Below are 19,455 nucleotides of genomic sequence, written 5' to 3' on the forward strand. Positions count from 1 at the left end.
TTCCTGTTGAAGGACGCTTTACTTCGGCACGCTTTCGCGCGCGCCCGGATAGTCCTTCTCGGGATCCGGCCGATCGGTCCGGGGTTCATCGGGCTGGTCGTGATCCTTCCATTGCGCCTTGTCGTTGCGGTGCTTGTCCGGCGTGTGCGCCTTCTGGCCGTCGCTATGCGGGTTGGGCTTGTGGGTGAGAGGCTGGCTCATGGTGATCACCTGTGCGTGTCGACGCCTCGATTGCAGCGCCGGACCGGTGATCAGGGCGTGAGGCGAGGCGCGTTCCATTCACTCCGTGCTCACCCGCTGCGCGCGAAAACCATCGCCATCGAAGCGAGGATGCATGCATGACGACGACGTCTCCAGGCGCGGGGGAGGGCAAGCTGCCACGCCGTGCGGCGATCCTGCGGTTCCTGTTCCGCTACCGGAAATCCGGGGTGTTCAACGGCCTGTCGCTGGAACCGACGATGCTGGACGAGGACGTGGTCGAAGAGGGGAGCCCCGAAAAGTTCGCCGACGAACTGGAAGCGCTCGGCCCGACCTTCGTGAAGCTGGGCCAGATGCTGTCCACGCGCCCCGACCTCGTACCCGGCCCCTATGCGGTAGCGCTGGAGCGCATGCAGGAAGACGTCACGCCGGTCCCGTTCGAGGTGATCCGCGAGCAGGTCGAAGACGCGCTGGGGGTCCGCATCAGCAAGGCGTACGCAAGTTTCGATGAAACGCCGCTCGGATCGGCGTCGCTCGCGCAGGTCCATCGCGCGACCTTGCGGGATGGTCGTGAGGTCGCGGTCAAGGTGCAACGCCCCGGCGTGGCCCAGCAGCTGATGGCGGACCTCGAGTTGCTGCGGGGCATCACCGGCACGGCGGATCGGTTCACCGACGTCGGCCGGCATGTGCGGTTCTCGGAATGGCTGAGCGAGTTCTCGCGCTCGCTCACCGCGGAGCTGGACTACGTCGCCGAGGCGGAGAACCTGGAGCGCTTCAGGACACATCTGGCGCCGTTCCGCCAGCTGTGGGTCCCGTCGCCCGTCTGGGATTACACGGGCAAGCGCGTATTGACGATGGAATTGGCCAACGGGCGGCGCGTCGACCAGATCTCCGGCCTGCGCCGGACGGAGCAGGGCATGACGCCGCTGGCGGAGGACCTGCTGCGCGGCTACCTGGATCAGGTATTCGTGCACGGCGAAATCCACGCCGACCCGCACCCCGGCAACCTGCGGGTGACCGAGGACGGGCGCCTGGCCATCTTCGACCTGGGCATGGTGGCCAACGTGCCACCGCGCCAGCGCGACCGCTTGCTCAAGCTGCTGTTCGCCGCCGTCGATGGCCGCGGCGAGCAGGTCGCCGAGGAGTGCATCGCGCTGGGCATCCGGCTGGAGGATTACGACGAGCCGCGGTTCCTGCGCGAAGTCGGCCAGCTGATCGCCCGCTACGGCGCCCATCAGGCCTCGATGTCGGAGGGCAGGGTAGTGCTGGACCTGGTCCGGATCGCCACCCAATGCGGGCTGCGTCCGCCGCCGGAGCTCAGCCTGCTGGGCAAGACGTTGCTCAACCTGGATTCGGCCTGCCAGTTGCTGGCACCGGACCTCGACACGCAGCGCGTGGTCGAAGACCAGTTGCAGCATGTGATGCGCGCACGCCTGCGCAAGTCGCTGTCCTCGCCGAGCCTCGCCAGCGAACTGATGGAGGTGCAGGCGCTGTTGCGCGATGGACCCCGCAAACTGTCCGACATCCTGTCGCTGGTGGCCGAGAACCGCTTCCAGATGCGCGTCACCGGGCTGGAGGAATCCCGGCTGATGGAGAATCTGCAGAAGATCGCCAACCGCATTTCGGTGGGCGTGATCACGGCGTCGCTGATCCTCGCGTCGGCAATGATGATGCGGGTGCCGTCTTCCCATACGGTCTGGGGTTACCCGGTCGTGGCCCTGGTGCTGTTCCTGCTGGGCGTGGCCCTGGGCGCCAGCATCATCGTCAGCTCGCTGCTCAGCGACCACCGGGCAAGAGCCCGCGAGGAGCGGGGCCCGCGCTGACGCCGGCCCTATTCGTTCCCCACAAGTGTAGGCGCCGTTTCACGCGGCCGTGACGCGTCGTGCGGCAGTTTCCCCTCATGACTTGCATGCAGGGGCCGGTGATGTCCGTTTCAGCGATTATCCTGATCATCGAAGACAACCGAGGCCTGGCCGAGACGGTCGGCACCTATCTCGAGACGCGCGGCATGGAGGTCGACTACGCCGCAGACGGCGAAGAAGGCTACCGGCTGGCCGCCGAAAACCGCTACGACGCGATCGTCCTCGATGGCCACTTGCCGCGCATGGATGGACTGGACGTGGTGCGCACGCTGCGCAACGTGGCGCGCGTGGCGACGCCGATCATCATGGTCACCGGGCGGGACACGCTGGAGGACAAGCTGGCCGGGCTGGACCAGGGCGTGGACGACTACCTGACCAAGCCGTTCGCCACGCAGGAGCTCGAGGCCCGCTTGACCGCCGTGATCCGGCGCAACAGGAAAGAACTGGGGCGCGAGGTGTTGAAGGTCGGCGACCTGTCGTTCGATCCGTCATGCCACCGCATGCGCCGTGGCGACCGGGAACTCGAACTCTCGCCGGTAGCGACGAAGCTGCTGAACATCCTCATGCGGGAATCGCCCCGTGTGGTCACCCGGCGCGAGATCGAGCGCGAGATCTGGGGCGACGATCTTCCCGATTCCGACACGCTGCGCAGCCATCTCTACAACCTGCGCAAGGCCATCGACCGCGGATTCGACGAGCCGCTGCTGCACACCGTGCAGAGTGCGGGCTACCGGCTCGCGGAAATCGGCCCGTCCCGCAAGGCGGGGCATGCGGGCGAGTCAGTGGAATCCGCGGCGGCTTGAGGGCGGATTTGAAGCAGGTTTGGAGAGAGAAGAGCTGGGCCTGAGGCCTGGCTCTTCCTATATTCAATTTCGCATAATGCCTATTATGTCAAAGCTCATCCCGGGGGACTGGGGCTGGTGGGCCCAATTGGCCCGTTGGCGGCTTGCATGGCGATTGAAAGGTTCCCGGTTCATGACATGTAGTCCCACCGCATGCAGCGCCGCCTGAAGCCGGACACCCCGGCCATCATCGAAATCCGTACAGATGTTCCGCCGTCCTGGGCGGGCTGGTCGTTCTCGGCCAACGGTCGCCATCTCGTCAGCCCAGATCGGGATCGAATTACGCCAGAACGCCTGGCCGGACTTCTATGGCGCAACAGCATGGAACTGCGCCGCGCTGGACTGCGCTCGCGACGCGAAGCGGAGAAGCTGGTTCGACGTGGAACGGTCAAAGTAGTGATCGTTGACCTGGCCGACTGGCATCTGCGCCACTTCGGAAAAAGGCTGGCTAGAGAACGTTACTCAATCTCTTGAGCCTTGCGCCAAGCCAAGATGTAGCTCAACTGATCTTGCCTCAGATACCTTGGCTTGGCATTCAACTCGTAAGCGCCATCGGCTAGCGCCGCCTCAAATGAAGGTCTTGCCTGCTCATAGCCTGGCACGTGGAGACGCTTGATAAGCTCAAGCACTTCCTCCGGCTCAACGAAGCGCTTGTCCGAAAGAAACTCCAGTAGCAGCACCAAACCGTCAGGCCCGATGAAACTGTCTAACGGAAGATCTGCCACCGTCGCTTCGTACTTAGCAAAGTAAGCATCTTCATCGTGATAACAAGCATTCTTGGTGCTGGCCCTCGGAGACGCCTGTCGATGATGTACAAGCCTCAAATTGCTATAAGAACCCTCGACTCTACGAGTAACGGGATCGAGTCGATTGAGCCATTCAACCCAACCATCCTCCACGGATGCAATATCTTTGCCACAGGCATCGCATATCCAAGGCGCAATTACTTCCATTGTTTACTCCAATGTAGAAAGAGACTGACTAACCACCACGACAGCGCTGCCAACCATCGGAGCCCCAAATCTGCTCCCAACCATTCGGAATCTTCCGCATCGCCTGACCACCAATGCATACGATGCCCAAGCGCTTACCCTCGGCGGACCCTAGTGGCGGAAGATCAATAACCCTTGTAGACGGCCCAGGCCTGCCGGCAAGGCGAGCTTCGGATCGAATGTGATCGCTTTCGATCTGGTCGCACAACGACTTCATCGCCGGATAAGGGTGATTACGAAGCGTCTCGCACTGAAAAGGCGTTGTGTCTTTAGCTGTCGAGTTGAAGTGTGCCTTCGGGGCAGGTCCAACTCTAGGCGCGCCCTTCCCTTGTGCAGCTCGCGTTTGCGCGAAGCTCGGCGCCATAACGGCAACCAATATCAATACTGCTATCCCCTTCCCCATTGCCATCCCTCCATGACGACGGGGCGAGGCTAGCACAGCCCTTTGGCAAGGTGGCAACCATCCTTCGGATCGGCACCCAAAGTGAGCATGACCCTCCGAAGCTCGCTTTCAACCAGAAAGCGCACGAAGCGTTTCGCGTAGGAGCTATACCTCTACTGGCGTGGACGCATCGGGTGCTACGTCACCAAGCCCCACGCCAGGTCGAACGTCAGGTCCAATCGCTGGCCAGGCGCCAGGACGTGGGGCGCGAGGTTGAAGGCGTCCGGCGGGCCGGTCTGCGGCTCCACGCATGTCGCGACCGGTGCGCCGTCGTAGACCACCCAATGCGACGTGTCGGCGCGGAGATGCAGGCGTTGGTGCTCGCGTTCGAGCACGATGTCATCGTGGGAGATGAAGCAGTCGTCCCAGGGCCCCGGCCCGGGCGGTACGAGCGGCAGCGTCGCCATTTCCGCGTCGTCGCGCGGATACATCGCCTCCGGCGTGAATAGCACCTGCTCGGGTTTGCGGAACCAGGGATGCCAACCCAAGACGGCCGGCATCGCGGCATCGTCCGCCTCCACCGACAGCACCAGGCGCAGCGTATCCGTGCCGAGAGTCGCCGACTGCCGCGCGACGCCACCGAACGGCCAGTATCCGTCACGCGGCAAGGCCAGCGACAACGTGGCGTGCGATGGCCCGAGCGTATCGACATTCCACCGCCGGGAAAAACCGACTCCATGAATCGCATGCGCACCGAAGTTGCGTGGCAGCCGGTACGTACGTCCATCCACATCGAAGCGCCCTGCCCTCACCCGGCCTGCCCACGGCACCATGGGATAGCAACCCCACGCGATGGTGGCGGGTTCCTCCTCGTGACCGAGCAACCACTCCACGCCGGCGAATCTGATCTGCGCCAGACGGCCGCCTGCTTCGGGCGCCAATGCCACTTCCAAGGCGCCCTGCCGCAACCAGTGCAACGGACCCGGAGGCATCGGCGCCAGCGCATCGTCCCAGGTGGCGCGAAGCGGATCAGCCGCCATAGGGATCGATCGTGCGAATGCGGCCGTCCGCTTCGTGGTGAAGCACCGTGCACTTCGCCGTGCGCAGATGCGTCACGCCCCCGGAATGCAATGCGTCATGGTAGAAGAGGTACCACTGCCCCCCGAACGCGCAGATCGAATGGTGGGTGGTCCAGCCCACGACCGGCCTGAGGACGACGCCCGAATAGGTGAAGGGCCCATAGGGATTGTCGCTCACGGCATAGCACAGCAGATGCGTATTGCCGGTGGAGTACGACAGGTAGTACCTGCCTTCGTACTTGTGCAGCCACGGGCCTTCGAAGAATCGACGCGCATGATCATCGGCGCGCAAGGGGATTCCCTGTTCGTCGACGATCAGGATCTCGCGTGTCGGCTCCGCCAGCGCCGTCATGCCGGCGTCCAGCCGTGCGACACGCGGCCCCAGCGCGGGCGTGCCGCCGACAGGTTCCTCGTGGGCGGGGTCATGACGGTTGTCCCGGTAGTTCTGCAGCTGGCCGCCCCAGATGCCACCGAAATAGAGATAGTGAGTGCCGTCGTCATCCTCGAACACGGCCGGATCGATCGAATAGGTGCCTTCCATCGGCCGCGGCTCGGCACGGAACGGCCCCTCGGGGCGCTCCGCGATGGCCACGCCGATCCGGAACAGGCCCTGGGCATCCTTCGCGGGGAAGTACAGGTAGTAGCGTCCGTCGCGGCACGCGGCATCGGGCGCCCACATCTGCCGGTCCGCCCACGGCACATCGCGCACGTGAAGCGCGACGCCGCAATCGGTCACCTCGCCCTCCGGCGAATCCATCCGCAGCACATGGTAGTCCTCCATGCCGAAATGGCCGCCCTCGTCGTCGAACGGCGCGCCGGCATCGATGTCATGGGAGGGATAGATGTAGAGGCGCCCCTCGAACACATGCGCCGAGGGATCGGCCGTGTAGATGTGGGTGACCAGTGGCCTGGATATCGCGCGTTCGGTGAGATGTGCCAGATCGGCATCGTGTGCCGGGGTTTTGTCGTCGGTCTTGAGGTCTGTCATGTGCGGAATGCTTGTTTTCACGCGTGGGCGCCGCCGGCGCGTCGACGCTGCTCGAGGTCATGTTCGATCCGGGTCTCCATCCGCTTGTCGATCTCGTAGATGAAGAGCAGCGCCACCGCGATCAGGAACGGAATGGCGCAATAGAGGCTGATGGTGAGGCGGATGCCGTCCACCACGGCCGCGGGCTGATGCTCGGCGCCGGGCTGGTAGCCGTAGTGCGCCAGGATGCCGGCGACCAGGGCGCCGCCCACGCTGAGCCCGATCTTCAGCCCGCACAGCATCGCGGAGAAGATGATGGCGGTGGCGCGGCGATCGTTCTTCCACTCGGAATAGTCCGCGACGTCGGCGATCATCGCCCAGAGCAACGGAATCGTGATTCCGTAGCAGAACCCGTGCAGCATGAAGGCGCCGAACACCATCGGCACCGCCGTCGGCGGGAACAGGTAGAACGCGAGCAGGAAGAGCGTGGACACCAACAAAGCCACGCCGAATACGTCGCGCTTTCCGTAGCGATCCGCCAGCCGGCGCGACACGCCGATGCCGAGGATCATGCAGAGGATGCCGCTGCCGTTGAACAGGCTGAAGGCCGAGGTGGCCGGGTCCTCGGGCCATTGGAAACCCGCCAGGCCCGCGCCCGTCAGCGCGGCATTGAGGCCGGCGATGAACGTATTGAAGCCCGACGCCTTGAGGAACGACGCCAGCGCCGTCTCGCTCATGTAGTACTGGAAATAGTAGATGTAGGTGCCGCCCTTCAATGCCAGGTTCACGAAGACCAGCACGGTCAGCAGCAGCATCACCTGCCATGGCCGGTTGCGCACCAGGTCGGCCAGGTCCCGCAGGACGCCGGAGGACTGTTCCCTGGTCGGCACCACGCGCTCGCGCGTCGTCAGGAAGGTGATCAGGAAGAACACCGTGCCGACGATCGCGAAGACGGTCATCACCCGCTCGAATCCCTGGACGCGGTCGCCGTCGCCCAGGATCAGCACCAGCGGCATCAGCAGCACCTGGATGATGAACTGCGCGATCATCACCGCGACGAACCGGTACGCCGACAGGCTGTTGCGCTGGGCCATGCTGCCGGTGAGCACGCCGCTCAGCGCGGAGTACGGCAGGTTGTTGGCCGCGTACACGAGCACCAGCAGGCTGTACGTGGCCAACGCATAGACGATCTTGCCCCGTTCGCTGAAGTCCGGCGTACTGAACGCCAGCAGCGACAGCACGCCGAACGGGATCGCCGTCCACAGGATCCAGGGCCGGAACTTGCCCCAGCGCGTCGCGGTGCGGTCGGCGGCGATGCCAATCAACGGCGTGAACAGGAACGCCCCCAGCAGCCCGACCACGAAGATGATCGTTGCCGCTGTCGCCGGTGGCAGCCGGTAGACATCGGTGTAAAAGAAGGCCAGGTAGGTGATCAGCGTCTGGAAGATCAGGTTCGCAGCCAGGTCGCCCAGGCTGTAACCGAGTTTTTCGCGGATCGAGAGGCGGTGTTCAGCGCTGGCCATGCGGCGGTGTTCCCGGGGTTGGAGAAGGCGGCGGATCAAGCTTACGGAGGCATGGCGGATTACTCACGGCGCGCCTCCACGTCGAAGGTGGCGCGGGCCCGCACGTCCGCGCTCGAGGCCCCCACGCGCAATTCATAACGCCCGGGCTTCACGACATAGCCCTCGGCCGCGTCGTCATACCGGCGCAACGCGCTCGCGGGCGCGAGGTCGAACGACACCGTGCGCTTTTCGCCGGGCGAGAGCTGGATGCGCTGGAACCCGCGCAGGTCCTGCTGCGCGTCGCCAGGGCCGGCCTGCAGCGGGCGCACGTAGAGCTGCACGACCTCCTCGCCGGCACGCTGGCCCGTGTTGGCCACCTCCACCTCGACGCGCAGGCGTCCGTCGGCTGCCACCGAGGGAGCGTCGGTGCGCAATCCGCGATAGTCGAACCGCGTGTAGGAAAGACCGTGTCCGAACGGATACAGCGGCGTGCCGCGGAAGTACCGATAGGTGCGCCCTTCCATCGTGTAATCGTCGAAGGCAGGCATCGCCTGGTCGGCCCGGTAGAACGTGACCGGTAGGCGGCCCGCCGGGTTGGCGTCGCCGAACAGCGCCTCACCCACCGCCGTGCCGCCGCGCTGCCCCGGATACCAGCTCATCAGGATGGCCGGCAGGTGCGCGTCGGCCCATTCCACCGCCAGCGCGGAGCCGCCGGTCAGCACCAGGACGACGGGCTTGCCGGTGCCATGCAGTGCCTCCAGCAGGGCACGCTGCGTGGCCGGCAGGCGCAGGTCGGTGCGGTCGCCGCCGGCGAAACCCGGGTAGTTGACCGTCATCTCCTCGCCTTCGACGTCGCCGGTCAGACCGCCGACGAAGACCACCGCATCCGCCTTGCGCGCGATCTCCAGCGCTTCCTCGAATGGGGGCTTCGCACCCGGCATGCGCCATGCCAGGCGCACCGCCGCATCGCGCTCGGCGTCGTAGTACTCCAGGCGCAGGTCGTAGGCGCGCCCGGCCTGCAGATCGAGCTCCACGCCGTCGCTGCGGAGGCGATCGCTGTCCGTCCAGTGGTCGAGCACGCGCTTGCCGTCCAGGTACAGGCGGAACCCGTCATCCGCGGCCGCTTCTATCCGGTAACGCCCCGACACGGGCGGCACCAGTTGCCCACTCCAGCGGATGGCGAAACCGTCAGCGGGAATGCCCTGCCCCGGCCCCGCTTCGCCGCGGGCCTGCAGGTTGTCGGTCGGAGAGCCGCGGTCCCAGCGAAAGCCGATGTGCGCATCGGTACGCACCAGGACCGGGGTACCGGAAAGATCGCGGTTGCGGAAGTACTCGCCACGCAGGCCACGCTCGGGCGAGTCGACCGACGGGCGGAGGTAGGCCGCTTCGATCAGCGGCGTCGCCGCAGGATCGTCCCGGCCTTCCACCAGGTCCACGCCCCGGGCGTAAGCGACCTCGACGCCTTTCGCGGCATCCCGGATGCCCTGGAGGAGGGTGACCGGCGCGGCGGGCGTACCGTAGTAGTTGCCGAGCAGCGCCATGGTGTCGTCGGCCGTGGGACCGATCACGGCGATGCGCTTCAGCTCGCGCGAGAGCGGCAGGATGCCGTCGTTCTTCAGCAGCACGAGCGACGCGCGCGCTGCCTTCAGCGCCAGCGCGTCGTGCGCGGGCGCCTGGTTGGTCGTCGCCGGGATCCGGGCCCAGCGCACGCGCTCCGGTGGATCGAACATGCCGAGCCTCATCCGCGCGGCGAACAGCTGCGTCACGGCGGCGTCGATCTCCGCTTCGCGGATGAGGCCCTTGCGCACCGCCGCGGGCAGCGTGGCGTACTCTTCGCCGCATTCGAGTTCGGTGCCGTTCTTCACCGCCAGCGCGGCCGCCTCTTCGCGCGTGGCGACGATCTTGTGGTGCTTCCAGATGTCCACGATCGCCCAGCAGTCCGAGACCACGTACCCCTTGAAGCCCCAGTCGCGGCGGAGCACGTCGCGCAGCAGGAACCTGCTGGCGCTGGCCGACTCGCCGTACACGCGGTTGTACGCGCCCATCACCGCGTCCACGTCGCCCTCCTTCACCAACGCTTCGAACGCCGGCAGGTAGGTGTCGTAGAGGTCCCGCTTGTGCGGACGGGCGTCGAAGTGATGGCGATCGGCCTCGGGGCCGCTGTGCACGGCGAAGTGCTTCGCGGTCGCGTCCAGCTTGCGGTACACGGGATCGTCGCCCTGCAGGCCACGCACGAACGCTACGCCCATGCGCGCGGTGAGGTACGGATCCTCGCCGTAGGTTTCCTGTCCCCTCCCCCACCGCGGGTCGCGGAAGATGTTGATGTTGGGCGACCAGAACGTCAGGCCCTGGTAGCGACCATGCGCACCCTCGCGGATGAACTGATGGTGCTTGGCGCGGGCTTCGTCGCTGATGGTGGTCGCCACCTCGCCCATCAGCGGCACGTCGAAGGTGGCGGCCAAGCCGATCGCCTGCGGGAACACCGTGGCCTGCCCGGCACGCGCCACACCGTGCAAGGCTTCGTTCCACCAGTCGTAGGCCGGCACGCCAAGCCGCTCGATGGCGGGGGCGGCGTTCTGCATCTGCCCCGCTTTCTCCTCCAGCGTCATCTGCGCGACGAGCGAGGCGGCACGCGCTTCGAAACTTCGCGACGGGTCGAGCCACGGCCTTTCGTCCGCCGCGTGGGCGAACGTGGCCGTGGCCGAAAGCGCGAGGCCCACGGCAAGCACGCGCAGGCATGGCACCACTTGGCGCTTGCGCGAAACGGAAGACGTCATGGTCATCATCATGGGCTCCTTGAGGGACGTTCATCACGCGCAAAGGGGCCGAGCAAAGTGCCCACGAAGCCCCCTGCCCGGTCTGTGCTCAACACCGTGCCATCGACCTTGTCGGCGACGGTCTGCCAACCGCGCCCGTCGCCGGCATCGAAGGCAAACCCGTAGTCGCCTTCGTCGCCGCTGATCTTCAGGCGGACCCTATCGGCGGCGGCGATCTGCCGCGTGGCCAGCGTGCGCGTGCTCCCGCTACCGTCGCGCCCTTCCAGGAACACCGACAGCTGTCCGCCGTCGATGCGGCGCACGCCGAGGAAGTACCAATAGGCCTCGCTCTGGAACGCGGCCAGGCCTGCGGCGACGCCCGGCACCGGCGCCGTCATTGCGGTGCTGGCGTCGAAACGCAGATGCTGCTGGCGCCGCCCCAGGAACGCGGGGTTGCGCAACGTGTCCAGGTCTTCCGCCAGCGGGTGGACGGCGAGCGAGCCCGGGCGCGTCGCCAGCTCGGCCCACGCCCGCTTCGGCACGCGCACGCGCAGCCACTCGCTGGCCAGCGCCGTGCCGTCGAACTCGTCGCGGTGGACGAAGTTGCCGGTGGACAGCGCCTGCGCCGCTTCGCCCTGCATCCACGACGGCGCGCGCGCGAGGTAAGGAATGGTCTTGCCCGCCGGCAGAATCTCCGGCCATCCGTCACGCCACGCCACCGGCAAGAGGTACGTTTCCCGACCCGTGTTGTAGTGGCGCCCCTGGTAGTTGCGGCTCGCGAGGAACACCGCCCACCACGTGCCGTCCGGACCCTCCACCAGATCGGCGTGGCCGGCGTTGGTGATCGGCAACGGCCGGTCCGCCGGAAGATCGCGCTGGGTCAGGATGGGATTGCCCGCGTACGGCACGTACGGACCCCAGACTTCGCGGCTGCGCAGCACCACCTGCGAATGCTGGGGCCCGGTGCCGCCCTCCGCATCGGAGAGGTAGTACCCGCCCTCACGCTTGTAGAGATGCGGGCCTTCGATCCAGATCGGATTCTTCTCCGGTTCCACGCCGCCGTCGATCAGCACCTTGCGCGGACCGACCGGCTGGAAGCGCGCCAGGTCGATCTCCTGCATCCAGATGGCGCGGTGGCCGTCGTAGCGGGCCGGTCCCGCCGGCTCGTCGTTGTTGAGCAGGTAGACTTTGCCGTCGTCGTCGAAGAACAGCGATGGATCGATGCCGCCGATGCCCGGGAGCCAGTGGGGATCCGACCACGGTCCGGCGGGATCACGCGCGGTGGCGATGAAGTTGCCGCCGCTGTCGGTGGCGGTGGTGACCACGTAGAACGTGCCTTCGTGGAATTCGATGGTCGGCGCGAAGATGCCGCGCGAGAAGCTCAGGCCGTCGAAGTCCAGTTGCGTGGGCCGGTCGATGACGTTGCCGATCTGCTTCCAGTGCACCAGGTCCGTGCTTTCGAACACGGGAATGCCCGGGAAGTAGGTGAAGCTGGAGTTCACCAGATAGAATTTGCCATTCGCTGCGACGACGCTGGGGTCGGCATGGAAGCCGGCCAACACCGGATTGCGGTAGTGCCCCGCGGGCAGCGGCGGTTCGAAGGCGGCATCGCGACCGACGTACTCGAACCAGTCGAAATAGACCGGCGCCGGCGACTGCGCCACTGCACTGGCGGGCAGAAGTGCGGCCACCAACGCGCCGCAGGCGATACCAACAAGAGCCCTGCGGCGACAGGCGGCGTGGAGACGATGCAGCGTCATGTTCATCGGGGCGCTTCGGCAGGCGTGAGGGGAAGTTCGAAGGGACCGGCCGGCAGTCCGGCGGCATCGCGCAGCGTGCACACCGGGCCGTCGGCCCAGCAGTACCGCACCCGGTCGGCACGGACATCGGGGACACGGCGCAGGACGACGGCGTCGCCCTCGAGGGTGGCATCCGCATACGCGCAGCGGCGTTCGGCATCGCAGAGTTCGAAGCCGATCGGACCCTTCGCGCCGGTCGTTGCCAATGCGCCGGTGATGTCGTCGAAATCAATCCTCACCCCCGCCTCCATGCGCGACGCGGAGCGTGCGACCGGGCCGGACGGCGGCAATGTCCGCTCGCCATAGACGACGTGGCGTGCGGCGCGTGCAAGGCGACGGCCGAGTTCCTGCTTGTTGGGCGGATGGATGTCGTAGGCATCACCGATGTCGATGGCGACCACCAGACCGGAGTGCGCATCCTCTCCGGCCACGCGCCGCTGCGCGTCGCGTACCTGCGCCCAGCCGCTTTCGACGGGTGCGGTCGGCGGCATGCCATAGCCGGCCAACTGCACCACCAGCATCGGGACATCGCGGCCGAATCGGCGCCGCCAGTCATTGCGCAAGGCGCGCAGACGCTCGGCGTAGACGGCGCCCTTCCCCGTGTTGGATTCGCCCTGGTACCACAGCACGCCGCGCAGTCCGTAGCGGCCCAGTGGTGCGATCATCCCGTTGTACAGCGTCGACAGGCCCGTCGTGGCCTGCCAGGGCGCATGCGGCGGCTCTCCCGCATCGGCCGCGCGACGATACTGCCAGCCGGCATCCAGCACGACGCGCGTGCCATCGTCGAAGCGCAACGCCTGCGCCTCGGCGGGTCCGGCCAAGCCGCCGTCGCGATACGTGTCCAGCACGTTGACCACCACGGTGTTGACGCCTGCCTTGAGCAGTCCGGCCGGCAACGCATACCGTCGCGCTTCGCCGGGACCGTAGCGGCTGCCCACGACCGTGCCGTTCACCCAGGTCATGTCCGTTTCATCCGCTGCGCCGAGTTCCAGCGTAGCGTTGCGGGCGGCTTGCGCTGCGGTCAGCGTCACCCGGGTGCGGTACCACACCATGCCGTTGTAGTCGGCCAGGTCGGGCACGCCCCAGCGCTCCCAGGCCCCGAGCTCGACAGGGGCCGCGCGCCAACCGGCGGCGGACGCTTCGGCACGCCAGGGCATGTCGTCCAGCGCGGCGGCGGTGCGATGCGTCCACCAATGCTCCCAGTGGCGTCCCCAGCGAGCGACGGCAGCGGATGCATCGGTGGCATGGAGCGACAGCACGTCGAGGGCTTCGTCCAGGTCGCCCCCCGTACGCAGCGCGTCGGCGCTGGCCCATGCCTCGATGCGCGATCCGCCCCACGCCGCCTGGATCAGACCCATCGGCACATCGATCGTCTTGCGCAGCTCGCGCGCGAAGTACAGGCAGGCCGCCGAGAAATCCCGCGCGCTTTCGGGTGAAGCGGCTTGCCAGCGCACCTCGCCCGCGAAGCGCGATTGCGGCGTCACCGCACTGCCGTGCGGAACGACGAACAGGCGGATGTCCGGATGCGTGGCTGACGCGATCTCGCTGCTCGCATCGAGCGCGCGCCACACCGGCAGTTCCATGTTGGACTGCCCGGCGCACAGCCACACATCGCCCAGGCGGATATCCCGCACCACCTGCGTGGTCCGGCCCGCCTTGACCACCAGCACATGCGGACCGCCGGCGGCCTGGGCAGGCAAGGTGGCTTCCCATCGCCCATCGGCATCGGCATGTGCGGTGGCGGTCTGTCCCGCGAACGCGATCGAGACGCCGCTGCCCGCCTCGGCGTGGCCCCAGAGCCGGATCGGCGCTTCGCGCTGCAGGACGGCATGATCCTGGAACAGCGGGTGCAGCAGCGCCGTCTCCGACGGTTCCTGCGCACGCGCCATGGCCGAGCCGAGCAGCAACAGCACGCAGGCGCTCCAGGTTGCCCGCCGACCGCTCATCGTCCGTCTCCCGGCGCATACGGAAACTGCAGCGCCTGGTAGTACGCCCGCGGATGCGGCGGCGGCGTTTCGCCGGCAGGCAGCGGCAGGCCGTTGATCGATTGGAAGTAAGCCACGCTCGCATCCCGCCACCACTGCGCTTCGTCGCGCTGGATACGCAGGAACGCGGCGACGTGCCGGTGGCGCGGTTCGTCCACCTTGCCACGCAGGCCGCCCCAGGTGGACTGCATCGCCTCCACGTAACCCGCGCCGCGCCCGTAGCGGTGCACCAGTTCGGTCCACAGGGTTTGTCCCGAGCGCATGCGGTGTTGCCACGGCACGTGGTGGAACCAGAGCAGCAGATTCTCCGGCACCTGCCCGACATCATCGAAGGTTCGCGCCACCGCGGGCGCGTACTGGGATACGCCGTCGCTGCCGCGGGTGGTGCGGTCAAATCCGATGCCGTGGCGGTCTGCACGGTGGTAGTAGACCGAGGTCCAGTCTGCCCGCGGTCCCCCGGCCACCCAAGGTCCGGGGCCGTAGTGGTGGCCGCGCGCCATCAGGTGATGCAGCCCCAATGGCGTCATGTAGTCCACCGCCGCCTCGCGCGAGCCCATCATCATCGCGACCACGGGCGCCACCACGTCCGGCGCGCGGGAGAACGTCATCGTCACCCAGTCGGTCGCGATGTCGCGCGCGGACTGGTCGGGATTCCAGGCCAGGCGGCCGAAGGCGTACCAGTTGGCCGGATCGAAGTGCGACCCGCTCCAGGTGCGATCGTCGCCGATGTTCGCCACGCCGGCGACCCCGCTGAGCGCATGGGCGTCCAGCGATCCATCCACCACGCGGGCCACCGTGGAGCCCGGACCGCGCACGTGCGTGTCCGCGCGCAGGACCTCTTCGTAGAGCGGCCCCAGATACACCAGATGGGTCGCGAAGCCCAGGTACTCCTTCGTGATCTGGAATTCCATCATCAGCGGCGTACGAGGCATCGCACCGAACAACGGATGGAACGGCTCGCGCGGCTGGAAGTCGATGGGCCCGTTCTTGACCTGGACCATGACGTTGTCCCGGAAGGCGCCATCAAGGCCCACGAACTCGTTGTAGGCCTGCTTGGCCCGATCCTCGGGTACGTCGTGCGCGTACACGAAGGCCCGCCACATCACCACGCCGCCATGCGGGGCCAACGCGTCGGCGAGCAAATTCGCGCCGTCGGCGTGCGAGCGGCCGTAGTCCTGGGGCCCCGGTTGTCCCTCCGAGTTCGCCTTCACCAGGAATCCGCCGAAATCCGGGATGAGCGCGTGGATTTCGTCCGCCTTGCCGCGCCACCAGCGTTGGACGCCGGGGTCGAGCGGATCGGCCGTCGCCAGCCCGCCCAGTTCCATGGGCGCGCTGAAGCGCGCACTCAAGTAGACGCGGACACCGTACGGCCGGAAGACGTCCGCCAGCGCCGCCGCCTTGCGCAGGTATGCAGACGACAAGCTGACCGCGTTCGCATTGACGTTGTTGAGGACGGCGCCATTGATGCCCAGCGATGCGTTCGCGCGGGCATAGTCCGTGTACCGCGGATCCAGCCACTCCGGGAGCGTATGCCAGTCCCATAGCGAGCCGCCGGCATAGCCCCGTTCGACGTACCCATCCAGATTGTCCCAATGATTGAGCACCCTGAGCTTCATTCTCGGGGTCTCGCGCACATCGAGATCGCTCAGCGCGGCCCCGGTCTGCAGCAGCCGCAGCAGATGGAATACACCGTAGAGCACACCGATGTCGCGGCGCGCGGCGATCACCACGACGGTCTGCCCGCCCAGCTGCGTCTGCCTGAGGAGATACCCCTCTTCGCCTATGTCTTCCAGCTCGGGCTGGAAGATTACGAGCGACGGAGACGAGTCCGGCGTGCCGAGCACCAGTGCGGCCGTGCCGGCAGGCGCGGTGTGGAACCGGGGCTGCACGCCCAGCAAGCCCGCCAGGCCGCGCTGCAATTCGTCGCGGGCGGCGCGCTGGGTGGGCGTCCGGTCCGGCGCGACCACATCGCCCAAGGCCGCGCGATACGCCTCGACCTTCGAGGCGTCGGCCTGCACATAGCGCATCCAGAGCCCATACCCGTCCTCGGCACGGGCCACGGACACGCAGGCGACCAGCGCCAACATGCCCGCCAGCAACGCGCCCCAGCGGTCGCCTCGACGCTGCGTTAGCGTTAACATCGTCTTGCCCGACCGGCGCGGGCGCTCGGGGACTCGCATCATCCGTTCTCGCACCCGTATCGGATCGGATGTGCGCCTTGCGGTGCCGCCACAGAGGAAGAAGGGAACGCGTGTTGGACAAGCCGAAGAAGTCGATCCGACGCAAGACCAGCGGCGTGACGATCGACGAAGTCGCCGCCCTGGCAGGCGTGTCGCCCATGACGGTTTCGCGGGTGATCAATGGCCAGGGCAAGGTCCGCGACGCCACCCGCGAGCGCGTCATGCGCGCCGTACGCGAGCTGGACTACACCCCCAACCTGGCCGCCAGCTCGCTCGCGGCCGCGCAGCACACGCGCATTGCCCTGATCTACACGAATCCGAGCGGTGCCTACCTGCGCGAACTGCTGGTGGGTCTGCTGCGTGTCGCCTCGCGCACCGCCGTGCAGCTGGTCATCGACTACTGGGAAGACCTGGATGCCGAGTCCGAGCGCAAGGCCGCGCGCGCGCTCGGCAGCCGGGTGGATGGCGTGATCCTGCCGCCACCGCTGTGCGAATCCCGTGCGGCGGTGACCGAACTGATCAAGGCCGGCATCCCGGTGGTCGCCATCGCGTCCGGACGCTTCAGCGACGACATCTCCTGCGTCCGGATCGACGACTTCCACGCAGGCAAGGAGATGGCCGAACATCTGATCCAGCAGGGCCATACCCGCATCGGCTTCATCCGGGGCCGCACCGATCTCAGTGCGAGCGCGCGACGCTACGACGGATTCGTCACCGCCCTGCACGACGCCGGCCTCGAGGTCGACAGCGAACTCGTGCAGCAGGGCGACTACACCTACCGTTCGGGCCTGAAGGCCGCGGAAAAACTGCTGGCGCTGCGCAAACCGCCCACCGCGATCTTCGCCAGCAACGACGACATGGGGGCGGCCGCCATCTCGGTCGCGCACCGCAGGGGCCTCGACGTGCCGCGCGACCTGTCGGTAGTGGGCTTCGACGATACGTCGGCCGCCACCACGGTCTGGCCGGAACTCACGACCATCCACCAGCCCATCGCGTCCATGGCCAACGCCGCCATCGACATCCTGCTGCGCGGCATCCGGCGCAAGACCGACAGCACGCGCGTGCTGATGGATCATGTCGTGCCGCACCGGCTGGTCACCCGGGATTCGGTGGCGACCCCGCCCAAGCGGCGCTAGCGCGGTACGCAGCCTCACGACCTCACCGCCCTCGTTCGCTGGGTGAAGGCCCGCGCGACGCGCGAAGCCGTCGCCGGAAAGACAGGATGGGAGCCGGTCATCGCGCTCACCCTTCCATCTGCTCCAGTTCCTTGCCCCGCGTTTCGTGGACGAACTTCAACACGAAGAACACCGAAACGATCGCGGCCAGCGTGTAGAGGCTGTAGGCACCCGCCAGGCCGATGCTGCCGAGCAGGATCGGAAACGTCACGGTGATGGCGAAGTTGGATGTCCACTGCGCGGCGCCGGCCACCGCCAGTGCGGAACCGCGGATCTGGTTCGGGAACATCTCGCCCAGCATCACCCACATCACCGGCCCCCACGACATGTTGAAGAAGATGACGTAGATGTTCGCGGCCACCAGCGCCAGCGTGCCCATGCCTTCGGGCAACTGCAGGTGGCCGTCCACCAGTGAGCCGCTGGCGAACGCCACGACGACCAGCGCCAGGGACACCGCCATGCCGGCCGAGCCGATCCACAGCAGCGGCTTGCGGCCGATACGGTCGATCAGCAGCACGGTGACGATGCAGGCGCCGATGCTGAGCGCGCCGGACAGCACGTTGATCAGCAGCGCATCGTTCTCGGAGAAGCCGACCGCCTGCCACAGCACCGCGCCGTAATAGAACACCACGTTGATGCCGACCAGCTGCTGGAAGGTCGCCAGGCCGATGCCGACCCAGACGATGGGCCGGATCTTGCCGGTGGTCTTGTTCTTCAGGTCGGACAGCTGCGGTCGGTGATGATCCTGCGACAGCGAGGCATCGATCTCCGCGAGTTTGGCCTGCGCCTCGGCGCCGCCGAACAACCGCGTCAGCACGCGCAGCGCCTCGTCCTTGCGACGCTTTACCACCAGGTAGCGCGGGCTCTCCGGGATGGTCAGCAGCAGCACCAGGAACAGCAGCGACGGGATCGCCTGCATCCAGAACATCCAGCGCCACGCCGCATGCCCGCCCCACAACACTTCGGTGGAAGCGCCCGCGGCCTTGGCCAGCAGATAGTTGCTGAGGAAGGCGGCGAACAGTCCACTGATGATGGCGATCTGCTGCACCGTCGCAAGGCGCCCGCGGTAGCGCGCCGGGGCGACCTCGGCGATGTAGGCCGGCGAGATCACGCTCGCCGCGCCGACCGCGAACCCACCCAGCACGCGCGCGGCGATGAACAGCAGCGATGTGTGTGCAGCACCAGCCCCGATCGCGGAAAGCAGGAACAGCACGGCCGAGATGATCAGTACGCTGCGACGCCCCCACTGGTCGGCCAGGCGCCCGGCTACGAAAGCGCCGAACGCGCATCCCAGCAGCATGGAAGCGACCTCGAACCCGATGCCTGCCGAACTCGATTGGAACGTTTGCTTGAGACCGTCGATCGTGCCGTTGATGACGCCGCTGTCGAAGCCGAACAGGAATCCGCCGATCGTCGCCACACAGCTGATCAGAATGATGAAACGGGTGTTCTCGCCGCTGGCGATATCGCCCCGATCGAATGCGGTCGTGCTCATTCGCGTCGCCCCTCCAGGCTTGTCGACTTGAAGTCCGTCCCCTGCGGCTCCCCGCAGGGGTTTCGTCATGGCTGACTCAGCGCAGCAGGTACTGGTTGAGCAGGTTCTCGTAACGCTCCTGCTTGCCGCTGATCTGCTTCGGTTCACCGAGCTGCGTGGCCAGACCGGCCAGGCCGGCCAGATCCAGCGCACCGGTCTCGAAATCCCTGCCCTGCCCGCTGTCGAAGCTGGCGTAGCGCGC

14 protein-coding genes and 1 pseudogene are annotated in these 19,455 nt (G+C 66.9%); 4 read left to right on the forward strand and 11 right to left on the reverse strand.

Annotation, left to right across the window (positions count from 1 at the left end; translation table 11 throughout):
* Positions 1–18: 18 nt before the first annotated feature.
* Positions 19–201 (reverse strand): hypothetical protein, encoded by a 183-nt coding sequence (locus tag BLT45_RS10105; protein ID WP_093298838.1) that lies wholly within the window; start codon positions 199–201, stop codon positions 19–21.
* 137 nt (positions 202–338) lie between these two features.
* Here BLT45_RS10105 and BLT45_RS10110 point away from each other — a divergent pair, with 137 nt between their 5' ends.
* The 3 genes from BLT45_RS10110 to BLT45_RS18140 all read left to right on the forward strand — a co-directional run bounded on the left by BLT45_RS10110 (position 339) and on the right by BLT45_RS18140 (position 3,376).
* A complete protein-coding gene (locus tag BLT45_RS10110) occupies positions 339–2,021 on the forward strand; it encodes an ABC1 kinase family protein (protein WP_093298225.1) in 1,683 nt (560 codons plus the stop codon).
* 101 nt (positions 2,022–2,122) lie between these two features.
* The gene (locus BLT45_RS10115) at positions 2,123–2,863 is read left to right on the forward strand and encodes a response regulator transcription factor (RefSeq protein WP_093298840.1); all 741 of its coding nucleotides are present in this window, start codon (positions 2,123–2,125) and stop codon (positions 2,861–2,863) included.
* 192 nt (positions 2,864–3,055) lie between these two features.
* A complete protein-coding gene (locus BLT45_RS18140) occupies positions 3,056–3,376 on the forward strand; it encodes a hypothetical protein (RefSeq protein ID WP_139187986.1) in 321 nt (106 codons plus the stop codon).
* Here BLT45_RS18140 and BLT45_RS10120 read toward each other — a convergent pair.
* From BLT45_RS10120 to BLT45_RS10160, 8 genes are all read right to left on the reverse strand, one after another.
* Positions 3,361–3,855: a hypothetical protein gene (locus BLT45_RS10120; protein ID WP_093298228.1), complete on the reverse strand. Its 495-nt coding sequence runs from the start codon at positions 3,853–3,855 to the stop codon at positions 3,361–3,363. The two genes, BLT45_RS18140 and BLT45_RS10120, sit on opposite strands and share 16 nt — an antisense overlap.
* 618 nt (positions 3,856–4,473) lie before the next feature.
* Positions 4,474–5,316 (reverse strand): aldose epimerase family protein, encoded by an 843-nt coding sequence (locus tag BLT45_RS10130; RefSeq protein ID WP_093298233.1) that lies wholly within the window; start codon positions 5,314–5,316, stop codon positions 4,474–4,476.
* The gene (locus BLT45_RS10135) at positions 5,306–6,343 is read right to left on the reverse strand and encodes a glycoside hydrolase family 43 protein (RefSeq protein WP_093298235.1); all 1,038 of its coding nucleotides are present in this window, start codon (positions 6,341–6,343) and stop codon (positions 5,306–5,308) included. Before BLT45_RS10135 ends, BLT45_RS10130 begins: the two co-directional genes overlap by 11 nt.
* A 17-nt stretch (positions 6,344–6,360) precedes the next feature.
* Entirely contained in the window at positions 6,361–7,845 is a 1,485-nt protein-coding gene (locus BLT45_RS10140) for an MFS transporter (protein WP_093298238.1), read from the reverse strand.
* A 59-nt stretch (positions 7,846–7,904) separates the two neighbouring features.
* Positions 7,905–10,601, reverse strand: coding sequence for a glycoside hydrolase family 3 protein (locus tag BLT45_RS10145; RefSeq protein WP_093298844.1), 2,697 nt, complete (start codon positions 10,599–10,601; stop codon positions 7,905–7,907).
* Positions 10,602–10,609: 8 nt separating this feature from the next.
* Positions 10,610–12,340: a glycoside hydrolase family 43 protein gene (locus BLT45_RS10150; RefSeq protein ID WP_093298846.1), complete on the reverse strand. Its 1,731-nt coding sequence runs from the start codon at positions 12,338–12,340 to the stop codon at positions 10,610–10,612.
* Positions 12,341–12,342: 2 nt separating this feature from the next.
* On the reverse strand, positions 12,343–14,268 hold the full coding sequence (locus tag BLT45_RS10155) for a sialate O-acetylesterase (RefSeq protein WP_254771854.1): 1,926 nt from the start codon (positions 14,266–14,268) through the stop codon (positions 12,343–12,345).
* A gap of 53 nt (positions 14,269–14,321) precedes the next feature.
* Positions 14,322–16,451, reverse strand: coding sequence for an alpha-glucuronidase family glycosyl hydrolase (locus BLT45_RS10160; protein ID WP_093298244.1), 2,130 nt, complete (start codon positions 16,449–16,451; stop codon positions 14,322–14,324).
* A gap of 167 nt (positions 16,452–16,618) precedes the next feature.
* Here BLT45_RS10160 and BLT45_RS10165 point away from each other — a divergent pair, with 167 nt between their 5' ends.
* Positions 16,619–17,680 carry a LacI family DNA-binding transcriptional regulator gene (locus BLT45_RS10165; protein ID WP_093298249.1) on the forward strand — a complete coding sequence of 354 codons (1,062 nt, stop codon included), beginning with the start codon at positions 16,619–16,621 and terminating at the stop codon, positions 17,678–17,680.
* Between the two features lie 106 nt (positions 17,681–17,786).
* On the opposite strand, the gene BLT45_RS10170 is transcribed toward BLT45_RS10165, so the two are convergent.
* Entirely contained in the window at positions 17,787–19,214 is a 1,428-nt protein-coding gene (locus BLT45_RS10170) for a sugar porter family MFS transporter (protein WP_093298252.1), read from the reverse strand.
* A gap of 76 nt (positions 19,215–19,290) precedes the next feature.
* Positions 19,291–19,455: pseudogene (locus tag BLT45_RS18515) on the reverse strand (xylose isomerase); the annotation flags it as partial.

The sequence above is a fragment of the Pseudoxanthomonas sp. CF385 genome (assembly GCF_900104255.1).
Taxonomy (GTDB): domain Bacteria; phylum Pseudomonadota; class Gammaproteobacteria; order Xanthomonadales; family Xanthomonadaceae; genus Pseudoxanthomonas_A.

Bases quoted from the DNA above. Each gene is read 5' to 3' on its own strand.
- BLT45_RS10155 (WP_254771854.1), bottom strand. From the start codon at position 14,268: ATGGCGCGTGCGCAGGAACCGTCGGAGACGGCGCTGCTGCACCCGCTG.
- BLT45_RS10170 (WP_093298252.1), bottom strand. From the start codon at position 19,214: ATGAGCACGACCGCATTCGATCGGGGCGATATCGCCAGCGGCGAGAAC.
- BLT45_RS10105 (WP_093298838.1), bottom strand. From the start codon at position 201: ATGAGCCAGCCTCTCACCCACAAGCCCAACCCGCATAGCGACGGCCAG.
- BLT45_RS10110 (WP_093298225.1), top strand. From the start codon at position 339: ATGACGACGACGTCTCCAGGCGCGGGGGAGGGCAAGCTGCCACGCCGT.
- BLT45_RS10115 (WP_093298840.1), top strand. From the start codon at position 2,123: ATGTCCGTTTCAGCGATTATCCTGATCATCGAAGACAACCGAGGCCTG.
- BLT45_RS10130 (WP_093298233.1), bottom strand. From the start codon at position 5,316: ATGGCGGCTGATCCGCTTCGCGCCACCTGGGACGATGCGCTGGCGCCG.
- BLT45_RS10135 (WP_093298235.1), bottom strand. From the start codon at position 6,343: ATGACAGACCTCAAGACCGACGACAAAACCCCGGCACACGATGCCGAT.
- BLT45_RS10160 (WP_093298244.1), bottom strand. From the start codon at position 16,451: ATGTTGGCGCTGGTCGCCTGCGTGTCCGTGGCCCGTGCCGAGGACGGG.
- BLT45_RS10150 (WP_093298846.1), bottom strand. From the start codon at position 12,340: ATGACGCTGCATCGTCTCCACGCCGCCTGTCGCCGCAGGGCTCTTGTT.
- BLT45_RS10120 (WP_093298228.1), bottom strand. From the start codon at position 3,855: ATGGAAGTAATTGCGCCTTGGATATGCGATGCCTGTGGCAAAGATATT.
- BLT45_RS10140 (WP_093298238.1), bottom strand. From the start codon at position 7,845: ATGGCCAGCGCTGAACACCGCCTCTCGATCCGCGAAAAACTCGGTTAC.
- BLT45_RS10145 (WP_093298844.1), bottom strand. From the start codon at position 10,601: ATGACGTCTTCCGTTTCGCGCAAGCGCCAAGTGGTGCCATGCCTGCGC.
- BLT45_RS18140 (WP_139187986.1), top strand. From the start codon at position 3,056: ATGCAGCGCCGCCTGAAGCCGGACACCCCGGCCATCATCGAAATCCGT.